The organism is Asticcacaulis sp. SL142, from assembly GCF_026625745.1.
Classification (GTDB): Bacteria; Pseudomonadota; Alphaproteobacteria; order Caulobacterales; family Caulobacteraceae; genus Asticcacaulis.
This window is the reverse complement of the sequence record NZ_CP113061.1, coordinates 1,559,770-1,583,927: the sequence shown is the minus strand read 5'-3', so window position 1 is coordinate 1,583,927 and position 24,158 is coordinate 1,559,770. Positions and strand designations below refer to the sequence as shown.

The window sequence follows — 24,158 nt, the reverse complement described above, 5'->3', positions numbered from 1 at the left end:
GAGTATGAGCGCTGCGGCGGCCGATTATAGCTTTACCCGCATGACTCAAGCGGAACTGGATCAGGTCTGCCTGAAACATGAGCGGCTGATGAAGGGCGTACCCGGTGGCGCGCGCGCTAAGCTGGCGTGGTGTGACCTGTCGGGCCTGTCTCTGAAAAATCGCCTTCTCAAAGACGCTGATTTTACCGGCGCCATCATGGTCGATTGCGACCTGACCGGCGCGGTGCTGGATGGTTCAAACCTTTACTGCGTCGATATTCAGTTGTCCTGCCTTAAGGGTGCCAGCCTGCGGCGCGTCGATCTGCGCGGGGCCTGTCTGCGTGGGGCCAATCTCGAAGGCGTCGATATGTTCGAGGCCGACCTGCGCGAAGGCGCTATGGCCATGCCGGACAAGAAAACCGGGCTGGTCTACCGCGAAATTTCCGAACGCGCGTCTGAGGCCGCCTATGCCAACCTGCGCGGGGCTAATCTTGAGCGTTCCAAGCTGACCGGCATTCAGGCCATGAAGGCCGATTTCACCGACGCCATCATGAAGTCGTGTAACCTGTCGCGGGCGAACCTGAAGCAGGCGATCATGGACAATGTCGACCTGGAAGGGGCCAACCTATCCGGAGCCGATGTCAGCGGTGCGTCGCTGAAAGATGCCGTGCTGATCGGGGCCAAGACCGACATGTGGCGGGTGTCTCAAACCGACATGACCGGCGTTCTGACCGACAAACCGGTGGGCCAGGACATCACCGATTTGCCCTATGGCAATATGTTGCGCGAGCACGCTTTATGGGTCAGCACGATCGGGAAAGAGGGCACGCCGTCGGTCTTCGATAAGGCTGACCTGCGCGGGCTTAAGTCTATCAAGGGCTTTAATCTGGCGGCGCTTTCGGCCAAGGGGGCGGTGTTTTACGGGCTGGATATGCGCGGCATTCAGCTTCAGGGCTCGCAGCTTGATGGGGCGGATATGCGTAACTGCGACCTTTCCGGTGCTGACCTGCGCGGGGCCCGCATGACCAAGGTGCGTATGGACGGGGCCAATCTCGAAGGGGCAAAACTGGGCGCGCTGATGATCGCCAGGGACCGCTATATGCCGGCGGATTTGTCGGACGGGCGGATGCGCAATGTCAATTTCACCCATGCCGACCTGCGTATGGCAAAGCTGGATGGGGCCGATATTTCGCGCTCCAATATGGAGGGCGCGCAGCTCAAGCTTGAGGCGCTGGAGAATGTCACCTGCATGGGCCTGCGCGGGAAAATCGCGGAATAAAACGGCAGGCGAAAAGTATCAGCATTTTTTGAAAAAATTCTGCTTTTGTTCTCATTTAAATGCGGTAAAACAGACGCGGCTATTCAGGAATTTTCCCATGTCGCGCACGCAAAGGCTTTTTGATCTGCTGCAAATTTTGCGCAGGCACCGCTATCCGGTATCGGGGGAGTTTCTGGCGCAGGAACTGCGTATTTCCTTGCGCACCCTTTACCGTGACATGGGCGAACTGCGCGCGCAGGGGGCCGATATCGAAGCCGAAGCCGGGGTCGGTTTTGTGCTGCGGCCCGGGTTTATGTTGCCGCCGCTGATGCTGTCGCTGGAGGAGATCGAGGCGCTGGCGCTGGGGGCGCAGTGGGTCGCGGGCCGGGTCGATAAATCCTTAAGTGCCGCCGCCACCAACGCTCTGGCCAAGATTTCCGCGGTCCTGCCCGAAGATGTCCGCGACGGTCTGCAAACATCGGGACTGATGGTCTCGAACTGGAAGGAACTGGCCCCGTCCGAGCAGGAAGATAAGCATCTGGCCCTCATCCGGCAGGCCATGCGCCATGAACGCAAACTCGACATTCTTTACAGCGACGTCAATGAGGTGGTGACCAATCGGGTCATCTGGCCGGTGGCGCTGGGGTTCTGGGAGCGGGCGCGCGTGCTGGTGGCGTGGTGCGAAACGCGCAGCAATTTCCGGCATTTTCGCTCTGACCGTATACAAAGCCTGACAGTGGCCACGGAACGCTATCCACGGCGTCGGTTGTCGCTGCTCAAGGACTGGCGTGAGGAAGAAGCCTGCGCGCAGGCGAAGTGGGATAGTCGCGGCGAGGGGCGCGGTCAGGCGCGCGAAGCTGAACCTGCTGACAAAAGCTGGCATTAGGTTTGGTTAGGTTCGCTCTGTTCAATATGAGGGGCAAAAGTCATGGAACCGGTCAGATTACAGGTGTGCGATGTGGGCCTAAGTGCCCGTTTTTATGCCGCTTTGCTGGGGTGTGAGGCCGCCAGCCATTCCGCGGATCATGCCGTTTTTGTCACGAACGACATGCGGTTGGAACTGGTGCCAGGTTCGGCGGCGACGCGTCAGATCGACATCGTCATGACCGATGCGGATATGATCGTGCGCACCTATGAGCGTCTATGGGATGCCTGTGTGCGCTTGCCGCAAATTCCGACTGATCTGGGCTTTGGTTTAGGGTTTGTGGCCCTTGACCCCGACGGTCACCGGTTGCGGGTATTGTGCCTCTATAAGGCCGAAGCCGCCTGACAGATGCGATCTGACAAAAAGAAACCCTGCCGCCGGTAAAGGCCGCAAGGTTATGAAGGTTAGGGGACTAAGGGAAGAAAACAACGAACACGATAAACGGAGGGCGCAACCGTTAGCGGCGGTGCGCCCTCCGTCAGGCCAGCCTAAAGCCAGCCTTGGGAATGGCAGATCATGCCATCCCCTTGGTGCCAAAAGTTATTGGCAAACTTAATCGTCGGGGGACGACGTGGGGAATGTCAGAAACTTTTGGCGCGGCCACCAAACCGGAGAGAGGCCGGTCTGGTGACCTGACGCAACTCAAACTATAAATACTAATGTTTGACGCGCATTTGATTCCAAAAACCGCTTCACACTTTTTGGAAACGAAGTTCGGCGTAGCCAATGCGCTCGTTACTCAGCCGCTTCGAGTACCTGCGGGGCGTTGCCAGAGGTTTGAGCGGACGATTTAATCGCGATCTGCTTGGCCTTTTTGGCTTCAGGGACTTCGAGGGTCAGTGTAATCGATAACAGGCCATTGGCCAATTCAGCTTCCGTCACCTTGACGTGATCGGCAAGCTGGAAGCGGCGCTCAAAGTTACGCTCGGCCAGACCACGATGCAGGAAGGTGCGCTCTGTTGTGTCTTCGTCCTTACGGCCCGATACGGTCAGGACATTGTCCTTGACCTCAAGGGCCAGTTGATCCGGACGGAAACCGGCCACGGCCACTTCGATACGGTAGGAATCAAGCGTGCCAGCCTCATCGTCGCGCTTTGAGACGCGCTCGATGTTATAGGGTGGCCAGCCGGGGGTCGTGTCGTAACGGGCGGCACTGTCGAGCAGGCCCACCAAACGGTCAAAACCGACGGCCGAACGATAGAGGGGGGAAAAATCGATTTGAGTACGCATAGTCAGTGGCTCCTTAATCTAAAGCGAGACCTCAGCGGGAAACTATTAATCCGCAAAGGGTTTCAGTGAAGGTTCAGATCCGGTTTCGTCCCCATGCTGGGCAACGGCGTGATCCGAAGAAGGCCCGTCATCGGCGCCTTCGCTATTAGATTTGGGGAGGGTTTGGGGCCTTGCAAGAGTGGGGCGTGAAAAATATCATCCGATTTATGCGCACGCTTTTACGGATATGTTGCGGCGGAGCGAACTTGGCGCATATATAGGCCGTGCGTTTCGATGATCATTTCCTTGAAGAACTAAAAACCCGTCTGCGGCCGTCGGAGGTCATAGGCAAGAGCGTCAAACTGCGTAAAAATGGCCGCGAATGGGTCGGACTGTCGCCGTTTTCCAAGGAAAAAACCCCGTCATTTTATGTGAACGATGAGAAGGGGTTTTACCATGACTTTTCATCCGGTAAGCACGGCGATATCATCTCCTTTATTCAGGAGACTGAGCGCTTAAGTTTCATGGAGTCGGTTGAAAAACTGGCACTCCAGGCTGGTATGTCAATGCCGGTGCAAACCCCGCAGGCGGCCGCGCAAGAACAGAAAAAGCAGTCCCTGACCGACTGGATGGAGCTGGCGGGTAAGTGGTTTGCCGCGCGGCTGCACGACAAAAATCCGCACGCTCAGGCCGCTCGTGATTACCTCAAAAAACGCGGCCTGTCGGACGAGGATATCCATCATTTTGGCCTGGGCTATTCGCCCAAGGATCGCACGGCGCTCAAGGACGCGCTGGTGCAAAAGGGCGCCAAGGTGGCTGATCTGGTCGAATGTGGGCTGCTGATTTCGGTCGAAGGCGGCGGTGCCCCCTATGACCGTTTCCGCGACCGGCTAATGTTTCCGATCGAGGATCAGCGCTCAAAGATCGTCTCCTTCGGGGGGCGGGCACTTAATCCCGATGAGAAGGCCAAATACCTCAACGGGCCGGAGACACCGCTGTTTCACAAGGGCCAGATGCTGTACGGCCTGCCGGGAGCGCTCAAAATCATGGGAGCCAACCAGACCAAGGACTATGCCAGTGATCTGGTGGTGGTCGAAGGCTATATGGACGTGATTGCCTGCCAGCGCGCCCACGTCCCGGCGGTCGCCCCCCTCGGCACGGCCCTGACCGAGGAGCAAATCGATATTTTGTGGCGCAGACATAATGAGCCGACCCTGTGTTTCGACGGCGATAAGGCCGGTATGCGGGCGGCGTCGCGCGCACTTGATCGCGCCCTGCCCAAGCTGAAACCCGGCCGGTCTTTTAAGGTCTGCTACCTGCCGAACGGGCAGGACCCGGATGATATGTTGCGCGAAAAGGGCGCTCTGGCCCTGCGTGAAGCGCTGGCGGTCACCCAGCCGTTTGTCGAGGTGCTGTTCCGGCGGGAGGCCGAGGTTGAGCCGCTCGATACGCCGGAAAAAAAGGCCGGTTTGAAAAAACGCCTGCGGGCTTTGGCGGCCCAGATTGAGGATAAGGATCTGGCCGACAGCTACCGGCAGGATTTGCTGGAGCGGCTGGACGCCCTCCTGGCGCCTAAGCGGGCGGCAACCCCGGCGCGGACACCGTGGCAGCCGAAAGCGCCGTTCCGAAAAGGCGGCAAATATATGGAGCCGCCGATTCAGGCCACGCAGGAAGGGCTGGCGGCGTCACAGAAGCTATCGCGCTCGCTCGATCCGATGGCCTCAGCCTTGGCGCAAGGTATAATCGAGCACCCCGACTGGCTGGCCGATGTGGTGGAGGTGCTGGAATCCTATGGTTTTGGCGATGAGGAACTTGAAAAACTGGCAAAGACTTTGGTGTCATTAAGTTTTATGCACGATATGGGCGAGGGGGGCCTTGACAGAGCGGCCTTAAACCGCCATCTGCAAAAGTCAGGACTTGGAGCATTGTTAAGCGAAGTACAGACGGCGGCCTTCAGATCAGGCGCGCCATTCCTCGCACCGGACATATCTCTCGCTAATGCTCATGCCCGCTGGTTACGAACGTTAAACGCACAAGCGCGTTTGACGGCGTTGGATCGCGAGTTTAAGGCTGGCTCAGGAGAACTTTTAACAAAAGTAGGCACTGAGACATATATGCGTCTTAAAACTGAGCGTGATGCCCTGCGGCGAAGTCTCATGAGCGGACATATTTGGGCGGACGACGTCGAAAAACCTTCTTAAGGTTAACGCCTTAACAAGATTTATCTGACCAAGTTCTTGAAATTCCTTTGGGAAATGGTGTGGGGTCGGACAGTTTCCGGCGTCACGGCGGAGATAAAATTTTTATGAGCCAAGCTACGGACAAACCCGAAGCCGATACGCCTTCCGACGGCCCCTTGCTCGACCTAACCGATGCCGGGGTTAAAAAGTTCATCAAGCAGGCGAAAGCCCGCGGCTATGTGACGATGGATGAACTGAATAAGGTTCTGCCTTCGGAAGAATTTACGTCAGAACAAATCGAAGACACCCTGGCCATGCTCACTGAGATGGGTGTGAACGTGGTCGATTCGGAAGAAGACGCCGCTGAGGGCGGTGAAATCGCCGTGCGCGAAGAGGCAGGCGCGGTCGTTGAGACGGCCAAGACCTCAGCCTACGACCGCACCGATGACCCTGTGCGCATGTACCTGCGCGAAATGGGCTCGGTTGAGCTGTTGTCGCGCGAAGGCGAAATCGCCATCGCCAAGCGGATCGAAGCCGGTCGCGACACCATGATCCGCGGGCTTTGTGAATCGGCCCTGACGTTCGAAGCCATTATGGTATGGCGCGAAGAACTGGGCTCCGGCCGTATTCTGCTGCGCGAAATCATCGACCTCGAAGGCACCTACGGCGGCAATACCCCTGATGGTCCGCCGCCGGGCGCGCTCGATGGCTCCGACGAAGAGGAAGATGTTGCGGATGACGGCGTCATTGCCCTCAAAGCTACGCCTGCGCCGGTCATCAAGGCCCCAGAGCCCGTCAAGGCCCCCGAACCCGTCAAGGAAATCGTCGAAGCCAAGCCCGTAGAGGCTAAGGCGCCCAAATCCGGCGACGACGAGGATGACGATGACTACGTCCCTATGGACGAAGAAGAGAAAAAGCCCGAAGTCGTCGAAGAAGAAGACGAAGATGACTTCGATGACGGTGCCGGCCCTACCGTTTCTGCCATGGAATCGGAACTGCGCGAAGGCGTGATGGAAACGCTGGACGCCATTGCCGGTGAGTTCGAAACCTATCGCCGGACGCAGGAAAAGATGCTGACGGCCAAGCTTGAGGGCCTGCCGCTCGATCCCAAAGACCGCGCTGCTTACGATGAAGTGACCGCGACCATCACCCGTCACCTTAAGACGCTGAAGCTCAATAATCAGCGGATCGAAGCGCTGGTCGAGCAGCTCTATGCGATCAATAAGCGCCTGATGGGCTTAGAAGGGCGTCTGCTGCGGATGGCGGATTCCTACGGCATTTCGCGCACCGAATTTTTGCAATCCTATTATGGACGTGAGCTTGACCCGCAATGGGCCGAAAAAGTGCGCGACATGGGCGTGCGCTGGCAAAAGTTCATCGACAACGAAGGCAATGCGATTGGCCGTATTCGCGGCGATGTGATCCAGTTGGCGACCGATATGGGCGTGGCGGTCGATGATTACCGTCGCATCGTCCAGACCGTGCAAAAGGGTGAGCGCGAAGCCCGTCAGGCCAAGACCGAAATGGTCGAAGCCAACCTGCGCCTCGTGATCTCGATTGCCAAGAAATATACCAACCGTGGTTTGCAGTTCCTGGATTTGATTCAGGAAGGCAATATTGGCCTGATGAAGGCGGTTGATAAGTTTGAATATCGCCGGGGTTATAAGTTCTCGACCTACGCGACCTGGTGGATCAGGCAGGCGATTACGCGCTCGATCGCCGATCAGGCCCGCACCATCCGTATTCCGGTACACATGATCGAAACGATCAACAAGATCGTGCGGACCTCGCGTCAGATGCTGCATGAAATTGGCCGCGAACCGACGCCGGAAGAACTGGCGGAAAAGCTGGCCATGCCGCTGGAGAAGGTGCGCAAGGTTCTTAAAATCGCCAAGGAGCCGATTTCGCTGGAAACCCCGATCGGGGACGAAGAGGATTCGCACCTTGGGGACTTCATTGAGGACAAGAACGCGATCCTGCCGATTGATGCGGCGATCCAGTCGAACCTGCGCGAAACAACAACCCGCGTTCTGGCGTCACTGACGCCGCGGGAAGAACGTGTCCTGCGGATGCGCTTTGGGATCGGGATGAACACTGATCATACCTTGGAAGAAGTCGGCCAGCAGTTCTCGGTTACTCGTGAGCGTATCCGTCAGATCGAGGCCAAGGCGCTGCGTAAGCTTAAGCACCCCAGCCGGTCGCGCAAACTGCGCTCCTTCCTCGACAGCTAACGTATGGGGCGTGGGGTTTGTGACCCCACAAACCTTTGTACTTCAAAAGAAAAGCCTCATCTTAGATGGGGCTTTTCTTTTGAATATATAAGACTTGGGGCCGTAGGCCCCAAACCCCATGAATTAATTGTCCGAAAACCGATCCCGCCGCGTATGCCAAACCCGAAGAACATCAATGTTTTCGCCCCTTACTCTATACACAATGACATATGGCCAGCGCGGGATCGACCATTCGCGCGTGTTATCTTCAGGGTCGAACCGACCAATAAACGGTTTTGTCTCGATCAGACTGATGGATTTTTGAATGGCTGTAATCAGATTATCCGCAGCCTGCGGATTTTCGGCGCGAATGAAGTTGAAGGCCTGCCTCATATCAGCGCGGGCCTGAGCCAGAAGCTTGGCGGTCATGCTCTGGTATCGGTCTCAGGGAATATATCCGGTTCGGGATCGGGGGCATCGGGATTGGTGCGCAACTCTTCAAGCCAGGCCATGACCTTTTCGCCCGAAATGAACACGCCTTTATCGGCCTCAGCTATGGCTTCCTGAATGGCCGCCTTGTAGGCGCGGTGATCTTCGACATAGGCGGCCACGGCCTCTTTGATAACAAACGCGCGCGACCGCTGCGTCGCCTCGGCGATGCGGGTGATCTCGGCCTTAAGATCGTCGGGCAACCGAACCGAGAATGTATCAGCCTTAGCAGCCATAAAGCACCTGTTATAAGTGAACACATTGTACTGCATTAATGAAATCCCGTCAAACGTCGCAATGCCGCTTTGGTTTTTGACGCATGTCAGCGCATAATGACTGACACAACAGGAGCCGCACCATGACCCGTCTTAACAACAAAGTCGCCCTTGTCACCGGCGGGGCCAGCGGGATCGGGGAAGCGATCGTGCGGGCCTTTGTGGCGGAAGGGGCAACCGTCATTATCTCCGACATCGACCCGAAAGAAGGCGAGGCGCTGGCGTCTGAATTGGGCGAACGTGCCTCCTACATGCACCTGGATGTGGCGCTGGAATCCGAGTGGATAAACGTCACCGATATCATCGCCGCCAAGTTCGGGGCCTTGAATATCCTGGTGAATAATGCCGGTATTACCGGCAATGAGGGTGGTGGCGGGCGGCCACACGACCCGGAACATACGGCGCTGGAAGACTGGCGCAAGGTCATGCACGTCAATCTGGACGGCACGTTTTTGGGCTGCAAGCACGCCATTCGGGTGATGCGCGAAACGGGCTCAAACGGGTCGATCATCAATATGTCGTCGCGGTCGGGGCTGGTCGGTATTCCGCATCAGGCGGCCTATGCAGCCTCAAAAGCGGCGGTGCGCAATCACTCGAAAACCGTGGCGCTATATTGTGCCGAGCAGAACCTGAATATCCGCTGCAATTCGGTCCATCCGGCGGCGATTCAGACCGCTATGTGGGATGAGATCGTCAAGAAAAGCAATGCCGATAAGATGAAGGCCGCCGCTCCTTTGCACCGGTTTGGGCGGCCGGAAGAGGTGGCCGCCCTGGTGCTGCTTTTGGCATCGGATGAGGCGACCTATATCACCGGGTCTGAGTTCAACATCGACGGTGGGATACTGGCCGGATCGTCAGCGTCACCGGAGTAGTATCTCCTCCCCATGCGCGCTCAAGCAGCGCAGCGGTAGCGCACTTAAAAAGCATGGGGAGGTGCCGAGTTTACGAGGCGGAGGGGTATGATTGGTATTAAAATACCCCTCCGTCATTTCGCGATGCTCAATGCCACCTCCCCACATAGTGGGGCGGAGGAAGTGGCATCTATTTGAGCAAATTAATGATCTGCCACACCCCAAAGCCGACAAACATCACGGATGCGGCCCAGCGGATATACTGCATCGGCACGACCTTCAGCACCTTATCGCCAAAGAATACCGCGGGCACATTGGCCAGCATCATGCCCAAGGTCGTCCCCAAAACTACGGCGATCAGGCTGTCATACTGAGCGCCCAAGGCCACGGTCGCGATCTGGGTCTTGTCGCCCATTTCGGCCAGAAAGAACATAATGGTGGTGGTGACAAACGGGCCGTAGTCTTTTTTTGATTTCACCTTCGCCCTCTTCGATTTTATCGGGCACCAGAATCCATAAACCCAGACCGATAAAGGCAATGGCGACCAGCCACGGCATATAGGCGTCTATGCCCAGACCACCCACGAACGTGCCGACCCAGGCCGCAAAGGCATGGTTGATCAGGGTGGCTACAAAAATACCAAAGATAATCGGCGCGGGTTTTTGATACCGCGCGGCCAGAATCAGCGCCAGCAATTGCGTCTTGTCACCAATTTCGCTGAGGGCGACGAGGGTGGTGGAGTGGAGGAAGGCATCCATAGGTTAGGTTCGCAATCGTGACCGGCCGGTCATAAGACATAACGATCTTCTGACGGCGGCCAATCACATCTGGCCGTCAGCGGATCGTTAGGTCTCACCTCGACTGTGTGGCCACAGACTGATAACGCCATGCCGATACCCGGCAAGTATGTTGACGTTATCCGCGATTAAAACCGCGCGGTTACTCCCCTAAAGGATGCGGGCCTTATCGAGGATAAGGCGCCTTTAGTCAACATCAGATTTCGTAATCGACCATCAGGCGATCGGCCACGACCGAGCGCACGAAGGCGGCAGCTTCCTGATGGGCGGGGTGAACCTGATAGGCGTCAAGGGCTGCGCGCGAGGTGAACTCAGAATAGAGCACGACATCACCCGACACATTGGTCGCGGAAAAATCAATGCCGACCTCGATCAAGGTCAGGCCGTCGATTTTACCGGCCAGACCTTCCAGAACCTCTTTCACCTTGGCCGCGTTTTCGGCTTTGTTGTCGTCTTTCAGTTTCCACATGACGATGTGCTTGATCATGGCAGTTCCTTTAGTGGGTTAAAATTAGCGCGATGGCGCTGAGGGTAAACAGGCTGATGGCCGTGCTTTGGGAAATGGCGATGGCGGCATTTTCATACCAGGTGCCATAGATTTTGGTCTGAATAAACACGCTGACCGCCGTGGGGGTGGCGGCCAGAAGGACGCCGGTTTTGAAAATGAGTGGCTCGGCATTCACGGCCCACAGGGCAATGGCTACAACGGCGGGCGCGAGGACGATCTTGGCGGTCACGGCCACGGCTGACGATTTTTCAAACCCGAACAGGGTCTTTGCCGGCATCATGGCCAGCATCCCGCCCAGCGCCACTAACGCGACCGGCGGGCCGGACCGCCCCAGCATATCAAGCCCCGTTTGAAACACCGGCGGAAAGCGCACATGAAACAGCATCAGCACCAAGCCCACCGCGCTGGCGATAATCGTCGGGTTCATGGCGGTGCGTTTGAGGGCGGCGCGGATTTTATGGCCCGATGACCACGCCAGCGCGGCACAGCCCAGACAAAACAGCAAAAGGAAATCGACGGCGACAATCAGCGCCCCGATCTGGCCTGCCGCCTGCCCGAACAGGCTGGTGGCTATGGGGATGCCGAGGAACGCCGAGTTATTGATAAAGCTGGCCATGCCCGCACCGATCGCTTCGGTGCGCTGGGATTTCAACGCGCTCAGGGTGATGACGCTGACCGCGGCGCACACGATCATGGCCCCGGCATAGGTCAATATCATCAGGCTGGTGTGGACATCGGGACGGGTCATCTGCGAGAAATAGGACAGCAGAAAAGCCGGAAAGCCCAGCCAGTAGAAATAGGCCGATAAGCCATCAAGGCCGTGCGCGGTCAGGCGTTTGGTTTTAACCAGCACCGCCCCCAAACCGATCAGGCAGAAAAAGATCAGGACGCGCGCGACGGTTTCAAACATGGGATTTGGCGTAAACCACGCACGCTTTCAGGTAAAGCGGTTGCGGTGCCGCGCCGCAAAAAAACTTGCCGGATCGGCGTTTCAGTGAAAGGCTTTAGGCTTCACATGAGGGGCAGGCCATGACCATCCACTTTGATCGCCGTTTTGTTCTGATGGGGCTGACTGCGGCGGCCGTGCCCTTGCCCGCGTGGGCGCAAGGTCTTGAGGCCCGCGTGGCGTCACTGGCGGCCCAGTACCAGCCCAAGGTCGTCGCCTGGCGGCGCGATATCCATCAGAACCCGGAACTGTCCAACCGTGAAGTGCGCACCGGAAAACTGGTCGCCAAAGAACTGAAACGCATGGGGCTTAGCGTGCGCACCGGCCTTGCGGGCAATGGCGTGGTGGGTGTGCTGACGGGCGCAAAGCCGGGGCCTGCGGTCGCGTTACGCGCCGACATGGACGCCTTGCCGGTTGAAGACAAGACGGGTGAGCCGTTTGCCTCCAAAGCCATGGGCGAATATGAGGGCAAGGCCGTGCCGGTCACCCACGCCTGCGGCCACGATGCCCATGTCGCCATGCTGCTGGGGGCGGCAGAAGTCCTTAGCCAGATGAAGGCCGACATTGCCGGAGAGATTGTCTTTATCTTTCAACCGGCTGAGGAAGGCCCGCCCAAGGGTGAGGAGGGCGGCGCCGATGTCATGATCCGCGACGGCGCGCTGGATAATCCCAAGGTAAAATCCATCTTCGGCATCCATGTCTGGCCGGGTAAAACCGGCGAACTGCTGTACCGGCCCGAAGGCTTTATGGCCCAGACCGACCGGCTGGAGATCCAGCTAAAGGGCGTTCAGACCCACGGATCACGGCCTTGGGACGGGGTCGATATTACCGCACTGGCGGCCGACATCACCCAGACCATCAATCAGATTACCTCGCGCCGGCTGAACATCACCAAGGAGCCGACGGTGGTGACGATTTCGATCATGGAAGGCGGCTTGCGCTATAATATCATCCCCGAAACCCTGCGGCTGGCGGGCACCATGCGCACCTTTTCCAAGGCGCGCCGTGATGAAACCATCGATAAGGTGACCAAGGCGGTCGAACAATTGGCAGCGTCTTATGGCGCGACGGCCAGGGTCGAGTTCACTATGAATGCGCCGCTGACCTACAACGATCCGCAACTGTCGAAAGATATATTCCCGGTGCTGGTCAAGGCGGCGGGGGAGGGTAAGGTCAGCGATAAGGCCACCCTGATTACTGGCGGTGAGGACTTTGCCGAATACCAAAAGGTCGTGCCGGGGGTATTTTGCTTTTTAGGGATCGCTAAACCCGGCGAAGACCCGGAAAAAATCCCGCCCAACCATTCGCCCTATTTCAACATCTATGAACCGGCGATGGAGGTCGGGGTGCGCGCCCATGCTCTGGCGGCGCTGTTTATGCTGACGCGGGGGTAGGGCACTCTACTCAACAGGCGATTTGCTGAGCGCCTTGTCTTCGGGCGAAGGTGTCACCGGCATGGTGGCGGGCAGGTCGTCCGTACCCGGCAGACCGACATGCATCAGTTGCCAGCCAAACAAAGTCTTGCGCTTCATGGTGAAGATGGTCTCGCCCTGCACCGGATGGGTGACCGACAGGCGGGTGCGGTCAGGGCTCCAGTAGAGCACATCAGGCACCGGCGGTTTGTCGGTAAAGGTTCTGGGGTCGACCTTATTGGCATCCTTACCGGCGCCCAAGGTCAGCGCCCAAATCGCACGGGCGGTCAGATACGAGTCGATATTGATGGTCGGGGCGGGCTTGGTCATGGGCACAATGGCGGCAGCCACGGCACCGATCGGGTCTTTCAGGAAGCTGGGCGGCGGGGCGGCGATGCTGTCGCCCCCGGTGGAGGTGATCAACTGGGCCTTAAGGCTTGTGCGCACATCATCAAACGCGACCAGTTCGGCAAGGCTTTGAATATCCTCGGCTTCGGCCGAGGAGCGCAGATCGTAAAACGACCAGATCGGCCCGGCCAGAAACGCCGCGACGAACGCCAGCAACGCAAAAATAACGGTAAGCGGTAATATCCGTGACACGACCTTCATCCCCCTTAAGTCGAACAGACGTTAACCATATCAGCCGCAGCCAGTCTGCGCACCTGCTTTTTTACGCCATTTGCGGCGTTTGCATGTAGGGGCGCTGCACCGGCTGACGGGTGATGATCTTATGCACAAACGCCAGCTTTTCCTTGACGCGCGGGGACAGGATAAACGGGTAAAGCGGGCGCTCCCCCATTGAGGCATGGATGGAGTTGATAGCGACGCTGAGCGGTATCCAGGTCTCAGCCAGACGCTCGAAATCGAGCACCGTATAGGGGTCGAAATCGACATCGGCGGCTATGTTTTCGTGGTGCGGGGCCTTGAGCGCCATGCCGTAACAGTGGGCGGTTTCCAGCGCATCAATAATATGCAGGCAGTGCGCAAACGATTCCGCGAAATCCTCCCACGGGTGCATCGAGGCGTAGGCCGAAATATATTCGTTCTGCCAGTTGGGTGGCGTACCGTTGGCGTAGTGCTTCTGAATGGCGGTGTCGTAGTCGATGCGGTCATCGCCAAAGACGGCGCGACATTCTTCCAGCAGGCCACCGTCACGGATCATCTTGTTCCAGATAAAATGCCCGATTTCGTGCCTGAAATGGCCCAAAAGTGTGCGGTAATGCTCGTTCATCTGGCTGCGCACGGTCTCGCGGGTCAGGTCATCGGCTTCGGCGGCGCGGATGGAGATCAGGCCCTCATCGTGGCCGGTCATGGCAGCTTTATGGCGACCATCGGAGGTGATCTGATCCTCAAGGAAATCAAAGGCCAGACCGCCTTTGGGATCAATATCGCGGCCCTGGGCGGGCAGGTTCCATTTCAGGAACGAATAAAACAGGTGTCGTTGGGCCTCGCCAATCCGACGCCAGTTGTCGATGCTGTTGGGCACGAAGCGGTTATAGCGGCAGGCTCTACAAAAATCGTTGGGGTCTTCGGCACCGACGGTCCAGTTACAGACATCGGTAACGGCATTGGCGCAAAAGCGCTGACTGGCCGAACCATTCACCGGCTTCCAGAACGGTTCGCTGACCGGCTCCATTGCGCACAGTTCCTGAAGCTGCGGCACAAAGCCCAGCCGGTAGCCGCAGTTCACGCAATTACGGTTATGGAAATAGACCGTATTCTGACAGTTGCTGCAGGTGAAAATTTTCATGGATTGAGGCTCTGAACTCTCTATGTTTTAGGAGTGTAATAGAGATCACCATACCCTGAAAGCCATCTTGTCACTTAGCTTGTTTTGTAAGGGGAACGTAAAGCTTTAGGTCAGACGAAAAACCGCAAATTCCGGCGATGGGCTGATCCACTGATCGCGGATTGTCCAGCCAGCGGCGGTGGTAAGACGGGTGAACGAGGCGACCGTGAATTTGTGGGAGTTTTCTGTGTGAAAGCGCTCGCCCGCCGTGAAGGTGAAAGTCTGGCCAGCGGCGCGCACGATCTGATCCTTGCGGCTGACCAGGTGCATTTCTATGCGCTCATGATCGGGGTTCCACACTGCCAGATGATCAAAACTATCAAGGTCGAAATCGCCGTCCAGTTCGCGGTTGATGCGGACGAGCAGGTTTTTATTGAACGCGGCGGTCACCCCTTGGGCGTCATCATAGGCGGCATGGAGTGTGGCTTCATCCTTGACCATATCGACACCGATAATCAGGTGGCTGTGGTCGCCCAGTACCTCGCGCGCACTCATTAAGAAGGCGATGGCGGCGTCATGGCTGAAATTGCCAATGGTTGAGCCCGGAAAAAACCCGACCTTGGGGCGGTTGCGCACCGTGTCCGGCAGGTCGACGCGGGCGGTGAAATCTCCCGCAACGGGCTGGATATCAAGCTGCGGGTAGCTGGCTTTCAGTCGGGTAGTGGCACCGTCCAAGGCGTCCACGCTGATGTCGATGGGGACATATGCCGATATGTGCGGGGCGGCATCCAGCATGATGCGCGTCTTGGCACTGGCCCCGCTGCCAAACTCAATCAGGGCCGCGCCCGCCGGAATATGGGCGGCGATGTCCGGTGCGATCCGTTGCAGCAGGGCGGTTTCCGTGCGGGTCGGGTAATATTCCGGTAACTCGCAGATGGCTTCAAACAGCTCAGACCCCGCCGCATCATAGAAATATTTCGGCGACAGAGATTTAGGTGCGGAGGTCAACCCGGCGATAACATCAGCGGAGAACTCACTGTCTATGAACCGGTTCGGTTTAGCGTCTCTGGGTTTTGCATCTCTGGCCAGCCTTAACCCTGAAAACAGCCAGCGTTTATCAGGCGCAAAGAAGTTGCGATAGGTGGGGCGGGTATGGCCCTTGGGGGTGACCGAAGCGCCGCCACGCAGGACCATCTGACCCGACATGAACTTGCCGTTATATTCGCCAACCGCGCCGGTGCCGGGGGTGAAACCGGGATAGGGCAAATAGGCGCTATTCGTCCATTGCCAAGCGAAATCGTGGGATTGCTCTAGTGCGCCTGCCATCGCCGCCAATTCCCATTCGGCTTCGGTCGGCAGACGCGCACCTTTCCAATGGGCAAAGGCGGCGGCCTCAAAATAACTGATATGCGTAACAGGGGCATCCGGTTGCAGCGGTTGCACACCCCGCAGGCTCATGACCTGCCAATGAGCACCATCGGCCTGCCAATACAGCGGCGCGTCCCAGCCCATTGTCTGCACCATAGCCCAGCCGTCCGACAGCCACAGGTCGGCGCGCTGATAACCGCCGTCGGCCATAAATTCCAGCCATTCGCCATTGGTCACCAGCCGGTCGGTGATCTCAAACGGTTCCAGCCAGACCTTATGGCGCGGGCGTTCATTATCAAAGGCAAAGCCGACATTGTCCGCGCCGATCTCAACCAGCCCGCCGTCTATGCGGATGAAACGCCCGCGCTGTCCACTCTCGACAGATGGCCAGCGCGGATTGTAGGCCGGTTTGAGCGGGGATTGCGCCAGCAGATGCAGGACATCCATGCACAGCAGTTCCTGATGCTGTTCTTCGTGAGCCAGCCCTAGCTCAAGTAAATCAGTGACTTCCGCCTGTAATTCTGACGCCAGCATCCGCCCCATATGGTCATCAACATAGCGGCGATAGGCTAGAACCGCCTCCACAGACGGGCGAGTCAGAAGCCCCCGCTGGGCGCGCGGCTGACGCGGGCCCAGTGCCTCATAATAGGAATTAAACAGGTAGCAGTATGCCGGATCAAACACCTGATACCCGGCCATTTGGCTTAAGATAAAGGTCTCAAAAAACCAAGTCGTATGGGCCAGATGCCATTTGACAGGACTGGCGTCCGGCATGGACTGCACCACCATGTCCTCTGGCGAAAGCGGGGCGATCAGTGCCAGAGTATGGGCGCGCACCGCAAGATACCGCTGAAGATGAGGGTTCTGGCCAGACACCTTGGGTTCGGTAGTCTGGCGGTAGAGCGTATCCATATTCTGCGTCCTTTAAGGCTTTTGAGGCGCGATTATTGGCAAGGCATCATAAGTTTTAAATCGGTACATTGGGCTTATGCGAGACTAACACCACACCATGCCACATTTTTGAAATTCACGAAGTTGTGCTTAGGGGGCGGCGCGGCTGTCCGGTACCCTCTGCCCGTAAGTTCCGTGGCTTAAGCGTAGGGTGCGATGTCGTTTAGGCGACGAGGGTGCCCGTTTTTGACAGCATGACTTTAAGCTGAGGGGCAAATCTCATGATTTTCATAGTTACATTTTTGATGGGCGTTATTGCGGGCTTAAGGGCCATGACGCCGCTGGCGGCCGCGTCGTGGGCGGCGTATCTGGGCTGGGTCAGCGTGGCGGGCACACCGCTTGAGTTCATGGGTAATCAATGGGCGCCGTGGATATTTACCCTGCTGGCCATAGGTGAACTGATCACCGATCAGTTGCCGCAAACCCCCAGCCGCAAGGTGCCGGTGCAGTTCGGGGCGCGGCTGGTCTCTGGGGCTCTGGCCGGAGCGACCTTGGCGATTGGTGTGGGCGCACTTATCCCCGGTATCGTTCTGGGTATCGTCGGGGCGGTTGTTGGAACCTATGGCGGGGCGTCTGTACGGGCCAAGCTGGCGGCCCGATTTGGCAAGGACTTGCCCGCAGCGCTTATTGAGGACGCGGTGGCCGTGCTTGGGGCGCTGGCCCTGATCCATTTCGTCTAAGGGGGCGTCCGTGGAGTTTCCCGTGAAAGAGTTTGACGCGATCATTATCGGGGCCGGACAGGCGGGGCCGTCTCTGGCCGGGCGGCTGACGCAGGCGGGCCAAAAGGTCGCCATAGTTGAGCGCAAGCTGTTCGGCGGCACCTGCGTCAATACCGGCTGTATGCCGACCAAGGCGCTGGTCGCCAGTGCCTATGCCGCCCATCTGGCGCGGCGGGGTGGCGACTACGGGATTAGTGTGGGAGAGGTGTCCGTCGACATGAAGGCCGTCGCCGCCCGCAGCCATAAGGTTACGCTCGACGCGCGCGGCAATGTCGAAAACTGGCTCAAAGGCATGGACGGCTGCACGATCATTGAGGGCCATGCCCGCTTTACCGGCCCTAAAAGCTTAAGCGTGAATGGCCAAGACATTACCGCACCTAAAATCTTTCTCAATGTCGGCGGACGGGCAGCCATTCCCGGTATTCCGGGGCTTGATGGGGTTCCATATCTCACCAACAGCTCGATCGTGACGCTGGATCATCTGCCGGACCATCTGACCGTCATCGGCGGCAGCTATATCGCGCTGGAGTTCGCGCAGATGTACCGCCGCTTTGGGGCACAGGTCACGGTGATCGAGCGCGGGGCCCGCCTGATCGCGCGTGAAGATGCCGATATTTCCGAGGCCGTGCGCGATATCCTTGAGGGCGAAGGCATCACCGTCCACACCGGCATCGAGGACATGGCTGTATCCAAAACCGGCGGAAGCATTAGCGTGTCGTTCGGGGCGCAGACCGTCACCGGATCGCATCTTTTGGTGGCGACTGGACGCCGGCCCAATACCGATGATCTGGGGCTGGAGGCGGCGGGGGTGAAAACCGACGCACGCGGTTATATTACGGTCGATGATGACCTTAAAACTTCGGTGGACGGTATCTGGGCGATGGGCGATTGTAACGGCCGCGGGGCGTTCACCCATACGGCCTATAATGATTTTGAAATCATCGCCGCCAATCTGCTTGATGGCGCGGCCCGTAAGGTGAGCGACCGGATTTTGGGCTATGCACTCTATATCGATCCGCCACTGGGGCGGGTCGGGATGACCGTGGCTGAGGCTGAAAAAACCGGCCGGCCACTTCTGGTCTCGACCCGACCCATGACCCGTGTCGGTCGCGCAATCGAAAAGGGCGAAACCAAGGGCTTTATGAAGGTTGCGGCGGATGCGGAAACCAAAAAAATCCTTGGCGCGGCCATTCTGGGCACCAGCGGGGATGAAGCCATTCACGGTATTCTCGACATGATGAATGCAGGGGCAACCGTCGATCAATTGCAGTGGGCGGTACCGATACACCCGACGGTATCTGAGCTTATTCCGACCCTGTTGGGGGATTTAAAGCAGCATAAAGCTTGATCGCGGGCGCAAAACCACTATGTCTGGAGGGATATTCCTGATCGAGAGGGTTCCCATGAAGACGGTTGCCGCATTTGCCTTGGTGGGCGCATTTCTGATGGGCGCATCACCCGTTTGGGCTCAAGCTCCGGCGACCGATCCGGTGGCGGCGGGCCAGCGGGTGTTTCTGGCTTGCAAGACCTGCCACAGCTTAGAGGCGGGTGGCAAGGACGGGGCGGGGCCTAACCTGAATGGCCTGTTTGGCAAAAAAGCCGGTACGGTCTCCAAGGGCTTCAACTATTCGCCGGCCCTGAAAGCCTATGGCAAAGTGTGGGATGAGGCGACCCTTGACGCCTATCTGCAAAACCCGACCAAGGCAGTGCCGGGAACTAAGATGGTGACCCGCGCCCCCGCCGATCCAGCGCGCCGCGCTGCCCTCATCCAATATCTGAAATCCGCGACGCGCTAAGCGTTCGCTGTATGGCCGCTCACAGTCAGTTTGCGTCCAAAGTGTTGCATTTTTTGCAACTTAGTGAATAAAAAATCGCGACTTCCGCAACAAATTTGTTCGGCATACACCTGTTGTCACCACAGGGCGACGCCGCACACACATACGATGTCTCCCCTGTAAATCCCCCGTCTTAGCGGCCTTCAGGCCGCAAAAACGGGCTAAGTTGTCATAGCCAATCTTTTACACGGAGCCACATCATGTCCTATCGCACCAACGCCCTGATCAATGCCGACGACACCGCCTTTATCTTCATCGACCATCAGCCGCAAATGGCGTTTGGCGTGACGACCATTGACCGTCAGCTTTTGAAAAACAACACAGTCGCTCTGGCCCGCACCGCCAAGCTTTTCGGCGTACCGACCATCCTGACCTCGGTTGAGACCGAAAGCTTCTCCGGCTACATCTGGCCGGAACTGCTCAATGTCGTGCAGCAGAACCCGATCGAGCGCTCATCGATGAACGCCTGGGATACCGATGCGTTTGTGGCGGCGGTCAAGGCCACGGGCAAGAAAAAGCTGGTTATGGCGGCGTTGTGGACCGAGGCATGTCTGCTATTCCCTACCTTGAGCGCGCTGGAAAATGGCTTTGAGGTCTTTATCGTAACCGACGCTTCGGGCGGCACGTCCGAGGAGAGCCATAACGCCGCGGTGCGTCGCATGGAACAGGCCGGCGCCAAGTCGATGACCACCCTCACAGCCCTGCTTGAACTGCAACGCGACTGGGCCAAACGCGACACCTATAACGGCGTTATGGAAATCGTCCGCGATCATTTCGGAGCCTACGGCATGGGCGTCGATTACGCCTACACCCACGTCCATAAGGCGCCTCAGCGCGGCGAGTTTGCCCATGTCGTCAAGGGGGCGCTGGAACACGTTTAAGCTTGGAATAAGGGAGCCTCAGACAATGCTAAACCGACGCCATGCCATTGCCGGGGGCTCCGCTATCTCGGCCTTGCTTGCGACCTTTGCTTTTACGAAAGACCTGAACATGACCCCCGACCTGATCCTTTATAACGCTAAGCTGACCACGCTCGACCGCACCAATCCCAACGCGACGGCGGTGGCGATAGCAGGCGGGGTCTTTACGGCGGTGGATACCGATGCCGAGGTCATGAAGCTCAAAGGCCCTAAGACAAAACTTATCGACCTTAAGGGTAAGCGCGTTATTCCCGGCCTGAACGACAGCCACACCCACCTGATCCGCGGCGGGCTGAACTACCTGATGGAACTGCGCTGGGACGGGGTCGCCTCGGTTGCTGAGGCGCTCGATATGCTTAAGGCGCAAGTCGCCCTTACCCCCGCGCCGCAGTGGGTGCGGGTGGTGGGTGGCTTCACCGAGCACCAGTTTGCGGAAAAGCGCCTGCCGACGCTGGATGAGATCAACGCCATCGCCCCGGATACGCCGGTCTTTATCCTGCATCTTTATGACCGGGCCTTGCTCAATAAGGCCGCTTTGCGCGCCGTCGGGTACGACAAGGATACGCCCAATCCGCCGGGCGGTGAGATCCAGCGCGACAGTGCCGGTAACCCGACCGGCCTGCTGATTGCCAAACCCAACGCCCTGATCCTGTATGCGACCCTGGCCAAGGGCCCTAAGCTGTCGCCCGCCGATCAGGTCATCTCGACCCGCCATTACATGAAGGAACTGAACCGACTGGGCATCACCTCGGTGATTGATGCCGGCGGCGGGTTTCAGAATTACCCCGATGATTATGACACTATCGGCACACTGGCCAAAAATGACCAGTTGACCGTGCGTATCGCCTATAACCTGTTCACCCAGAACAAGGGCAAGGAACTGGAGGATTTCCAGACCTGGACCAGGATCGTCAAACCGGGTCAGGGTGACGGCATGTATCGCCATAATGGTGCCGGGGAAATGCTGGTCTTTTCGGCCGCAGATTTTGAGGATTTCCGTGAGCCTCGCCCGGAACTTGCGGCCACTATGGAAGATGAGCTTTATGCGGTGACCCGACATCTGGTCGAAAACCGCTGGCCGTTCCGCATCCACGGCACCTATGATGAAAGCATCTCGCGCTTTCTCGATGTGTTCGAGCGCGTCAATGCCGAGGTTCCGTTTGACGGTTTGCACTGGATCATTGATCACGCCGAAACCGTCTCCGCCCGCAATATCGATCGCATCAAGGCCCTGGGCGGCGGCATCGCCGTTCAGCACCGCATGGCCTATCAGGGGGAGGCGTTTGTGGCCCGCTACGGCGCCAAGGCCGCAGAGCAGACCCCGCCGGTCACTAAGGTGCTGGCGGCCGGCGTCCCCGTGGGCATGGGCACGGATGCTACCCGCGTGGCCAGCTATAATCCGTGGGTGGGTATCTACTGGTTGGTCACGGGTAAGACCTTGGGGGGCTTGCAACTCTATGGCCCCCAGAGCCGCCTTGACCGCGAAGAGGTGGTGCGTCTCTATACCGAAGGCTCGGCGTGGTTCTCGACCGAAAACGGCAAGAAGGGTGCGCTTAAGGTCGGGCAATATGCGGATATCGCCGTGCCCAATGCTGACCTGATGCGCATCCCTGAAAGCGATATCAAGGATCTTTATTCCGTCCTGACGATCGTCGGCGGCAAGATTGTTCATGCGCAGGACGCGTTTAAACCGCTCGCCCCGGCGGCGCTGCCGATCAGCCCTGACTGGTCGCCGGTGCGCACCTTTGGCGGGTATCAGCATAAAAAGGCCGAGATCGCGTCGCTCGACAAAATCTCGCGCATCGCTTGCGCCTGCGGCACGGACTGCAAGGTCCACGGACACGCCCATGGGGGGGCCTATGCCGCCAATATTCCCGCCAGCAACCTGCGTGATTTCTGGGGCGTGCTCGGTTGCGCGTGCTGGGCATGACCATGACCACTCAGCATCTCAAGATCATCATCGGCCTGGTGCTCGGTTTCGGCATAGGGTTCGGCTGTCGCGTAGCCAGCATCCCCAGCCCAGCACCCCCCGTCATCACCGGCGCATTGCTGGTGGTCGCCATGACGGTCGGCTGGATACTCACCGATCGTTGGTTGTCGCACCGGCCCAAAGTCAACGAAATCCACTGCGGCGGCCCGACCGGCCTTCCCCATAACCCTCAGAAAGACTGATCATGTGGCCTACACTTATTGGTATCGCGCTGGGCCTGCTGATCGGGTTTGTCTGCCGTTTTTTTGATCTGCCCTTACCGGCCCCGCCCAGGCTTGTCGGCGCCCTGCTTGTCGTGGCGATGACGCTCGGCTTTGTCGCAGGCGGATCATTCTGATGATGTTCGCTCCCTTTCTCGCGGTCGCTTCCCTGGTGGGTGTGACGGATAGCCCCGTTGCGCCGTCGGCAGTCGAGGCCCCCTTAAAATTCACGCTCGAAACGAGGCTAAGGTATGAGAACCTGTCTGAGGACACGAGTGGGAGCGCGCCTCAGCCCGCTCCGGAAGACTATGTCCTGCGGCGCGCTTTAGTGGGCCTTGACTGGGCTGTTGACGCAAATGTACGTCTATTGGGCCAACTTGGATACCACGACGTTGTGGGTCAAAAAGGCCCCATAAACGCCACACAAGAGAGTGGCACCGACATCCAGCAAGCCTTCGTGGAGTACCATACCCCCCATCTGCGCCTTCGCGCGGGGCGTCAGGAAATGCCTCTTGGTTCGCAACGTCTGATTTCCCGCCGCGATGGTCCCAATATCCGCCAGAGTTTCGACGCGGTCCGTTTCGACCTCGGCACGGTTACCGCCTTCATCGGCCACCCAGTGCGCATAGGCCGCCGGTCCTTCGACGATGCGACGAACCGCGATCAAACGCTTTTAGGCCTATATGGGGTATTCAACGTGCCTCAGATCAAGGGAATGCAGGCCGATCTTTATGCGCTGAGGCTGGAGCGCACGGCGGCCCGCTTTGCTAACGGTATAGCCGACGAAGATCGGACTAGCGTCGGTGTCCGGCTGTATGGTGTACGCGAGGCCTTCGACTATGATCTGGAAGCGGTCGTTCAGGGCGGCACCTTTGGCACCCAGACCATCCGTGCCCACTATGTCTCGGCGCATCTGGGCTACACATGGGCAGGCGGTAATGCTCCCCGGATCGCCCTGAAAATCGATCAGGCGACGGGTGATGACCATGAAGGCCATCTGAAAACCTTTAATCCACTTTTTCCCCGGGGCGCATACTTAGATGAAGCCGGTCGTGTGGGGCCGACTAATCTGGTGCGGGTTGGGACCTACCTGAGCGTCAAGCCGCTTCGAATGGTAACGCTGGTGATGGGCGCGGACGGTCTTTGGCGGAATCGTGTCTCCGATGCCCTCTACCGTCAACCCAATCTGCCAATAGCCGGCACCGCAGGAAAGGGCGGCCATTATACAGGTACTCAGGCCTTCATAGGTGCAACCTGGCAGATAAGCCCTGAACTCAACCTCACCACCCATGTTTCGCGCATAGACATCCATTCGCGTCTGAATGCGGCGGGCGTCGCCGACACCCGCTACATCGGCGCGTGGCTGGGCTGGCGCTTTTAGGCATGGCCACGGAAAGTTTTAGAGCG

General features: G+C 58.2%; 26 protein-coding genes and 1 riboswitch. Of the genes, 16 read left to right on the top strand and 10 right to left on the bottom strand.

Translation table 11 applies throughout. The annotated features are described in order from the left end of the window. Positions 1 to 4: 4 nt before the first annotated feature. The 3 genes from OVA03_RS07245 (at position 5) to OVA03_RS07235 (ending at position 2,507) form a co-directional block, all read left to right on the top strand. Positions 5 to 1,258, top strand: a complete 1,254-nt coding sequence (locus tag OVA03_RS07245) for a pentapeptide repeat-containing protein (RefSeq protein ID WP_267527457.1) — start codon at positions 5 to 7, stop codon at positions 1,256 to 1,258. Between the two features lie 97 nt (positions 1,259 to 1,355). Further along, positions 1,356 to 2,123: a helix-turn-helix transcriptional regulator gene (locus OVA03_RS07240; protein WP_267527456.1), complete on the top strand. Its 768-nt coding sequence runs from the start codon at positions 1,356 to 1,358 to the stop codon at positions 2,121 to 2,123. A 42-nt stretch (positions 2,124 to 2,165) separates the two neighbouring features. Then, positions 2,166 to 2,507, top strand: coding sequence for a VOC family protein (locus OVA03_RS07235; protein ID WP_267527455.1), 342 nt, complete (start codon positions 2,166 to 2,168; stop codon positions 2,505 to 2,507). 390 nt (positions 2,508 to 2,897) lie between these two features. Here the strand turns inward: OVA03_RS07235 and OVA03_RS07230 are convergent, their stop codons facing one another. Continuing rightward, the gene (locus OVA03_RS07230) at positions 2,898 to 3,392 is read right to left on the bottom strand and encodes an Hsp20 family protein (protein ID WP_267527454.1); all 495 of its coding nucleotides are present in this window, start codon (positions 3,390 to 3,392) and stop codon (positions 2,898 to 2,900) included. A gap of 263 nt (positions 3,393 to 3,655) precedes the next feature. Between OVA03_RS07230 and dnaG the strand changes: the two genes are divergently transcribed. Beyond that, on the top strand, positions 3,656 to 5,572 hold the full coding sequence (gene dnaG, locus OVA03_RS07225; protein ID WP_267527453.1) for a DNA primase: 1,917 nt from the start codon (positions 3,656 to 3,658) through the stop codon (positions 5,570 to 5,572). 104 nt (positions 5,573 to 5,676) lie between these two features. Next, a complete protein-coding gene (gene rpoD / locus OVA03_RS07220; RefSeq protein WP_267527452.1) occupies positions 5,677 to 7,782 on the top strand; it encodes an RNA polymerase sigma factor RpoD in 2,106 nt (701 codons plus the stop codon). A gap of 123 nt (positions 7,783 to 7,905) precedes the next feature. On the opposite strand, the gene OVA03_RS07215 is transcribed toward rpoD, so the two are convergent. Both OVA03_RS07215 and OVA03_RS07210 read right to left on the bottom strand, forming a co-directional pair. Then, entirely contained in the window at positions 7,906 to 8,190 is a 285-nt protein-coding gene (locus OVA03_RS07215; RefSeq protein WP_267527451.1) for a type II toxin-antitoxin system RelE/ParE family toxin, read from the bottom strand. Then, positions 8,187 to 8,486, bottom strand: coding sequence for a CopG family ribbon-helix-helix protein (locus OVA03_RS07210; RefSeq protein ID WP_267527450.1), 300 nt, complete (start codon positions 8,484 to 8,486; stop codon positions 8,187 to 8,189). Before OVA03_RS07210 ends, OVA03_RS07215 begins: the two co-directional genes overlap by 4 nt. 122 nt (positions 8,487 to 8,608) lie before the next feature. Here OVA03_RS07210 and OVA03_RS07205 point away from each other — a divergent pair, with 122 nt between their 5' ends. Next, positions 8,609 to 9,397 carry a glucose 1-dehydrogenase gene (locus tag OVA03_RS07205; RefSeq protein ID WP_267527449.1) on the top strand — a complete coding sequence of 263 codons (789 nt, stop codon included), beginning with the start codon at positions 8,609 to 8,611 and terminating at the stop codon, positions 9,395 to 9,397. Between the two features lie 169 nt (positions 9,398 to 9,566). Here the strand turns inward: OVA03_RS07205 and OVA03_RS07200 are convergent, their stop codons facing one another. Both OVA03_RS07200 and OVA03_RS07195 read right to left on the bottom strand, forming a co-directional pair. Then, the gene (locus tag OVA03_RS07200; RefSeq protein ID WP_267527448.1) at positions 9,567 to 9,854 is read right to left on the bottom strand and encodes a TMEM165/GDT1 family protein; all 288 of its coding nucleotides are present in this window, start codon (positions 9,852 to 9,854) and stop codon (positions 9,567 to 9,569) included. Beyond that, the gene (locus OVA03_RS07195) at positions 9,742 to 10,059 is read right to left on the bottom strand and encodes a TMEM165/GDT1 family protein (protein WP_267527690.1); all 318 of its coding nucleotides are present in this window, start codon (positions 10,057 to 10,059) and stop codon (positions 9,742 to 9,744) included. Before OVA03_RS07195 ends, OVA03_RS07200 begins: the two co-directional genes overlap by 113 nt. Here OVA03_RS07195 and OVA03_RS07190 point away from each other — a divergent pair. After that, positions 9,988 to 10,155: a hypothetical protein gene (locus OVA03_RS07190; RefSeq protein WP_267527774.1), complete on the top strand. Its 168-nt coding sequence runs from the start codon at positions 9,988 to 9,990 to the stop codon at positions 10,153 to 10,155. The genes OVA03_RS07195 and OVA03_RS07190 overlap by 72 nt on opposite strands. Before the next feature lie 46 nt (positions 10,156 to 10,201). Next, a riboswitch (yybP-ykoY riboswitch) is annotated at positions 10,202 to 10,330 on the bottom strand. A 39-nt stretch (positions 10,331 to 10,369) separates the two neighbouring features. On the opposite strand, the gene OVA03_RS07185 is transcribed toward OVA03_RS07190, so the two are convergent. Both OVA03_RS07185 and OVA03_RS07180 read right to left on the bottom strand, forming a co-directional pair. Further along, positions 10,370 to 10,660 (bottom strand): Dabb family protein, encoded by a 291-nt coding sequence (locus OVA03_RS07185; RefSeq protein WP_189485608.1) that lies wholly within the window; start codon positions 10,658 to 10,660, stop codon positions 10,370 to 10,372. Positions 10,661 to 10,670: 10 nt separating this feature from the next. After that, positions 10,671 to 11,591 carry an AEC family transporter gene (locus tag OVA03_RS07180; RefSeq protein WP_267527447.1) on the bottom strand — a complete coding sequence of 307 codons (921 nt, stop codon included), beginning with the start codon at positions 11,589 to 11,591 and terminating at the stop codon, positions 10,671 to 10,673. A gap of 119 nt (positions 11,592 to 11,710) precedes the next feature. On the opposite strand from OVA03_RS07180, the gene OVA03_RS07175 reads away from it, so the two are divergent. After that, positions 11,711 to 13,021, top strand: coding sequence for an amidohydrolase (locus OVA03_RS07175; protein ID WP_267527446.1), 1,311 nt, complete (start codon positions 11,711 to 11,713; stop codon positions 13,019 to 13,021). A gap of 6 nt (positions 13,022 to 13,027) precedes the next feature. Here the strand turns inward: OVA03_RS07175 and OVA03_RS07170 are convergent, their stop codons facing one another. From OVA03_RS07170 to egtB, 3 genes are all read right to left on the bottom strand, one after another. After that, positions 13,028 to 13,639, bottom strand: a complete 612-nt coding sequence (locus tag OVA03_RS07170) for a DUF2939 domain-containing protein (RefSeq protein WP_267527445.1) — start codon at positions 13,637 to 13,639, stop codon at positions 13,028 to 13,030. Positions 13,640 to 13,709: 70 nt separating this feature from the next. Next, complete coding sequence (locus tag OVA03_RS07165) at positions 13,710 to 14,789, bottom strand: zinc-binding metallopeptidase family protein (RefSeq protein ID WP_267527444.1); 1,080 nt, start codon at positions 14,787 to 14,789, stop codon at positions 13,710 to 13,712. Between the two features lie 105 nt (positions 14,790 to 14,894). After that, positions 14,895 to 17,048: an ergothioneine biosynthesis protein EgtB gene (egtB, locus tag OVA03_RS07160; RefSeq protein ID WP_267527443.1), complete on the bottom strand. Its 2,154-nt coding sequence runs from the start codon at positions 17,046 to 17,048 to the stop codon at positions 14,895 to 14,897. A gap of 260 nt (positions 17,049 to 17,308) precedes the next feature. Between egtB and OVA03_RS07155 the strand changes: the two genes are divergently transcribed. From OVA03_RS07155 to OVA03_RS07120, 8 genes are all read left to right on the top strand, one after another. Further along, complete coding sequence (locus OVA03_RS07155) at positions 17,309 to 17,767, top strand: DUF4126 family protein (protein WP_267527442.1); 459 nt, start codon at positions 17,309 to 17,311, stop codon at positions 17,765 to 17,767. 22 nt (positions 17,768 to 17,789) lie between these two features. Further along, on the top strand, positions 17,790 to 19,154 hold the full coding sequence (locus OVA03_RS07150) for an FAD-containing oxidoreductase (protein WP_267527441.1): 1,365 nt from the start codon (positions 17,790 to 17,792) through the stop codon (positions 19,152 to 19,154). Between the two features lie 55 nt (positions 19,155 to 19,209). Further along, the gene (locus tag OVA03_RS07145) at positions 19,210 to 19,602 is read left to right on the top strand and encodes a c-type cytochrome (RefSeq protein WP_267527440.1); all 393 of its coding nucleotides are present in this window, start codon (positions 19,210 to 19,212) and stop codon (positions 19,600 to 19,602) included. Positions 19,603 to 19,841: 239 nt separating this feature from the next. Then, positions 19,842 to 20,522 carry a hydrolase gene (locus tag OVA03_RS07140; protein ID WP_267527439.1) on the top strand — a complete coding sequence of 227 codons (681 nt, stop codon included), beginning with the start codon at positions 19,842 to 19,844 and terminating at the stop codon, positions 20,520 to 20,522. 25 nt (positions 20,523 to 20,547) lie between these two features. Further along, on the top strand, positions 20,548 to 22,491 hold the full coding sequence (locus OVA03_RS07135; RefSeq protein ID WP_267527438.1) for an amidohydrolase: 1,944 nt from the start codon (positions 20,548 to 20,550) through the stop codon (positions 22,489 to 22,491). A gap of 2 nt (positions 22,492 to 22,493) precedes the next feature. Then, a complete protein-coding gene (locus OVA03_RS07130) occupies positions 22,494 to 22,733 on the top strand; it encodes a DUF1427 family protein (protein WP_267527437.1) in 240 nt (79 codons plus the stop codon). Positions 22,734 to 22,735: 2 nt separating this feature from the next. Continuing rightward, positions 22,736 to 22,888 (top strand): DUF1427 family protein, encoded by a 153-nt coding sequence (locus OVA03_RS07125; protein ID WP_267527436.1) that lies wholly within the window; start codon positions 22,736 to 22,738, stop codon positions 22,886 to 22,888. Then, a complete protein-coding gene (locus tag OVA03_RS07120) occupies positions 22,888 to 24,132 on the top strand; it encodes an alginate export family protein (protein WP_324291037.1) in 1,245 nt (414 codons plus the stop codon). The genes OVA03_RS07125 and OVA03_RS07120 overlap by 1 nt, the downstream gene beginning before the upstream one ends. The last annotated feature ends 26 nt before the right edge of the window (positions 24,133 to 24,158 follow it).

What these genes read in the sequence shown, in the direction of transcription:
- OVA03_RS07175 (WP_267527446.1), top strand. Translation starts at nt 11,711, where the DNA reads ATGACCATCCACTTTGATCGCCGTTTTGTTCTGATGGGGCTGACTGCG.
- OVA03_RS07240 (WP_267527456.1), top strand. Translation starts at nt 1,356, where the DNA reads ATGTCGCGCACGCAAAGGCTTTTTGATCTGCTGCAAATTTTGCGCAGG.
- OVA03_RS07125 (WP_267527436.1), top strand. Translation starts at nt 22,736, where the DNA reads ATGTGGCCTACACTTATTGGTATCGCGCTGGGCCTGCTGATCGGGTTT.
- OVA03_RS07140 (WP_267527439.1), top strand. Translation starts at nt 19,842, where the DNA reads ATGTCCTATCGCACCAACGCCCTGATCAATGCCGACGACACCGCCTTT.
- OVA03_RS07235 (WP_267527455.1), top strand. Translation starts at nt 2,166, where the DNA reads ATGGAACCGGTCAGATTACAGGTGTGCGATGTGGGCCTAAGTGCCCGT.
- OVA03_RS07185 (WP_189485608.1), bottom strand. Translation starts at nt 10,660, where the DNA reads ATGATCAAGCACATCGTCATGTGGAAACTGAAAGACGACAACAAAGCC.
- rpoD (WP_267527452.1), top strand. Translation starts at nt 5,677, where the DNA reads ATGAGCCAAGCTACGGACAAACCCGAAGCCGATACGCCTTCCGACGGC.
- OVA03_RS07210 (WP_267527450.1), bottom strand. Translation starts at nt 8,486, where the DNA reads ATGGCTGCTAAGGCTGATACATTCTCGGTTCGGTTGCCCGACGATCTT.
- OVA03_RS07180 (WP_267527447.1), bottom strand. Translation starts at nt 11,591, where the DNA reads ATGTTTGAAACCGTCGCGCGCGTCCTGATCTTTTTCTGCCTGATCGGT.
- egtB (WP_267527443.1), bottom strand. Translation starts at nt 17,048, where the DNA reads ATGGATACGCTCTACCGCCAGACTACCGAACCCAAGGTGTCTGGCCAG.
- OVA03_RS07215 (WP_267527451.1), bottom strand. Translation starts at nt 8,190, where the DNA reads ATGACCGCCAAGCTTCTGGCTCAGGCCCGCGCTGATATGAGGCAGGCC.
- OVA03_RS07135 (WP_267527438.1), top strand. Translation starts at nt 20,548, where the DNA reads ATGCTAAACCGACGCCATGCCATTGCCGGGGGCTCCGCTATCTCGGCC.
- OVA03_RS07165 (WP_267527444.1), bottom strand. Translation starts at nt 14,789, where the DNA reads ATGAAAATTTTCACCTGCAGCAACTGTCAGAATACGGTCTATTTCCAT.
- OVA03_RS07130 (WP_267527437.1), top strand. Translation starts at nt 22,494, where the DNA reads ATGACCACTCAGCATCTCAAGATCATCATCGGCCTGGTGCTCGGTTTC.
- OVA03_RS07120 (WP_324291037.1), top strand. Translation starts at nt 22,888, where the DNA reads ATGATGTTCGCTCCCTTTCTCGCGGTCGCTTCCCTGGTGGGTGTGACG.
- OVA03_RS07155 (WP_267527442.1), top strand. Translation starts at nt 17,309, where the DNA reads ATGATTTTCATAGTTACATTTTTGATGGGCGTTATTGCGGGCTTAAGG.
- OVA03_RS07230 (WP_267527454.1), bottom strand. Translation starts at nt 3,392, where the DNA reads ATGCGTACTCAAATCGATTTTTCCCCCCTCTATCGTTCGGCCGTCGGT.
- OVA03_RS07245 (WP_267527457.1), top strand. Translation starts at nt 5, where the DNA reads ATGAGCGCTGCGGCGGCCGATTATAGCTTTACCCGCATGACTCAAGCG.
- OVA03_RS07145 (WP_267527440.1), top strand. Translation starts at nt 19,210, where the DNA reads ATGAAGACGGTTGCCGCATTTGCCTTGGTGGGCGCATTTCTGATGGGC.
- OVA03_RS07205 (WP_267527449.1), top strand. Translation starts at nt 8,609, where the DNA reads ATGACCCGTCTTAACAACAAAGTCGCCCTTGTCACCGGCGGGGCCAGC.
- OVA03_RS07190 (WP_267527774.1), top strand. Translation starts at nt 9,988, where the DNA reads ATGGTTGATCAGGGTGGCTACAAAAATACCAAAGATAATCGGCGCGGG.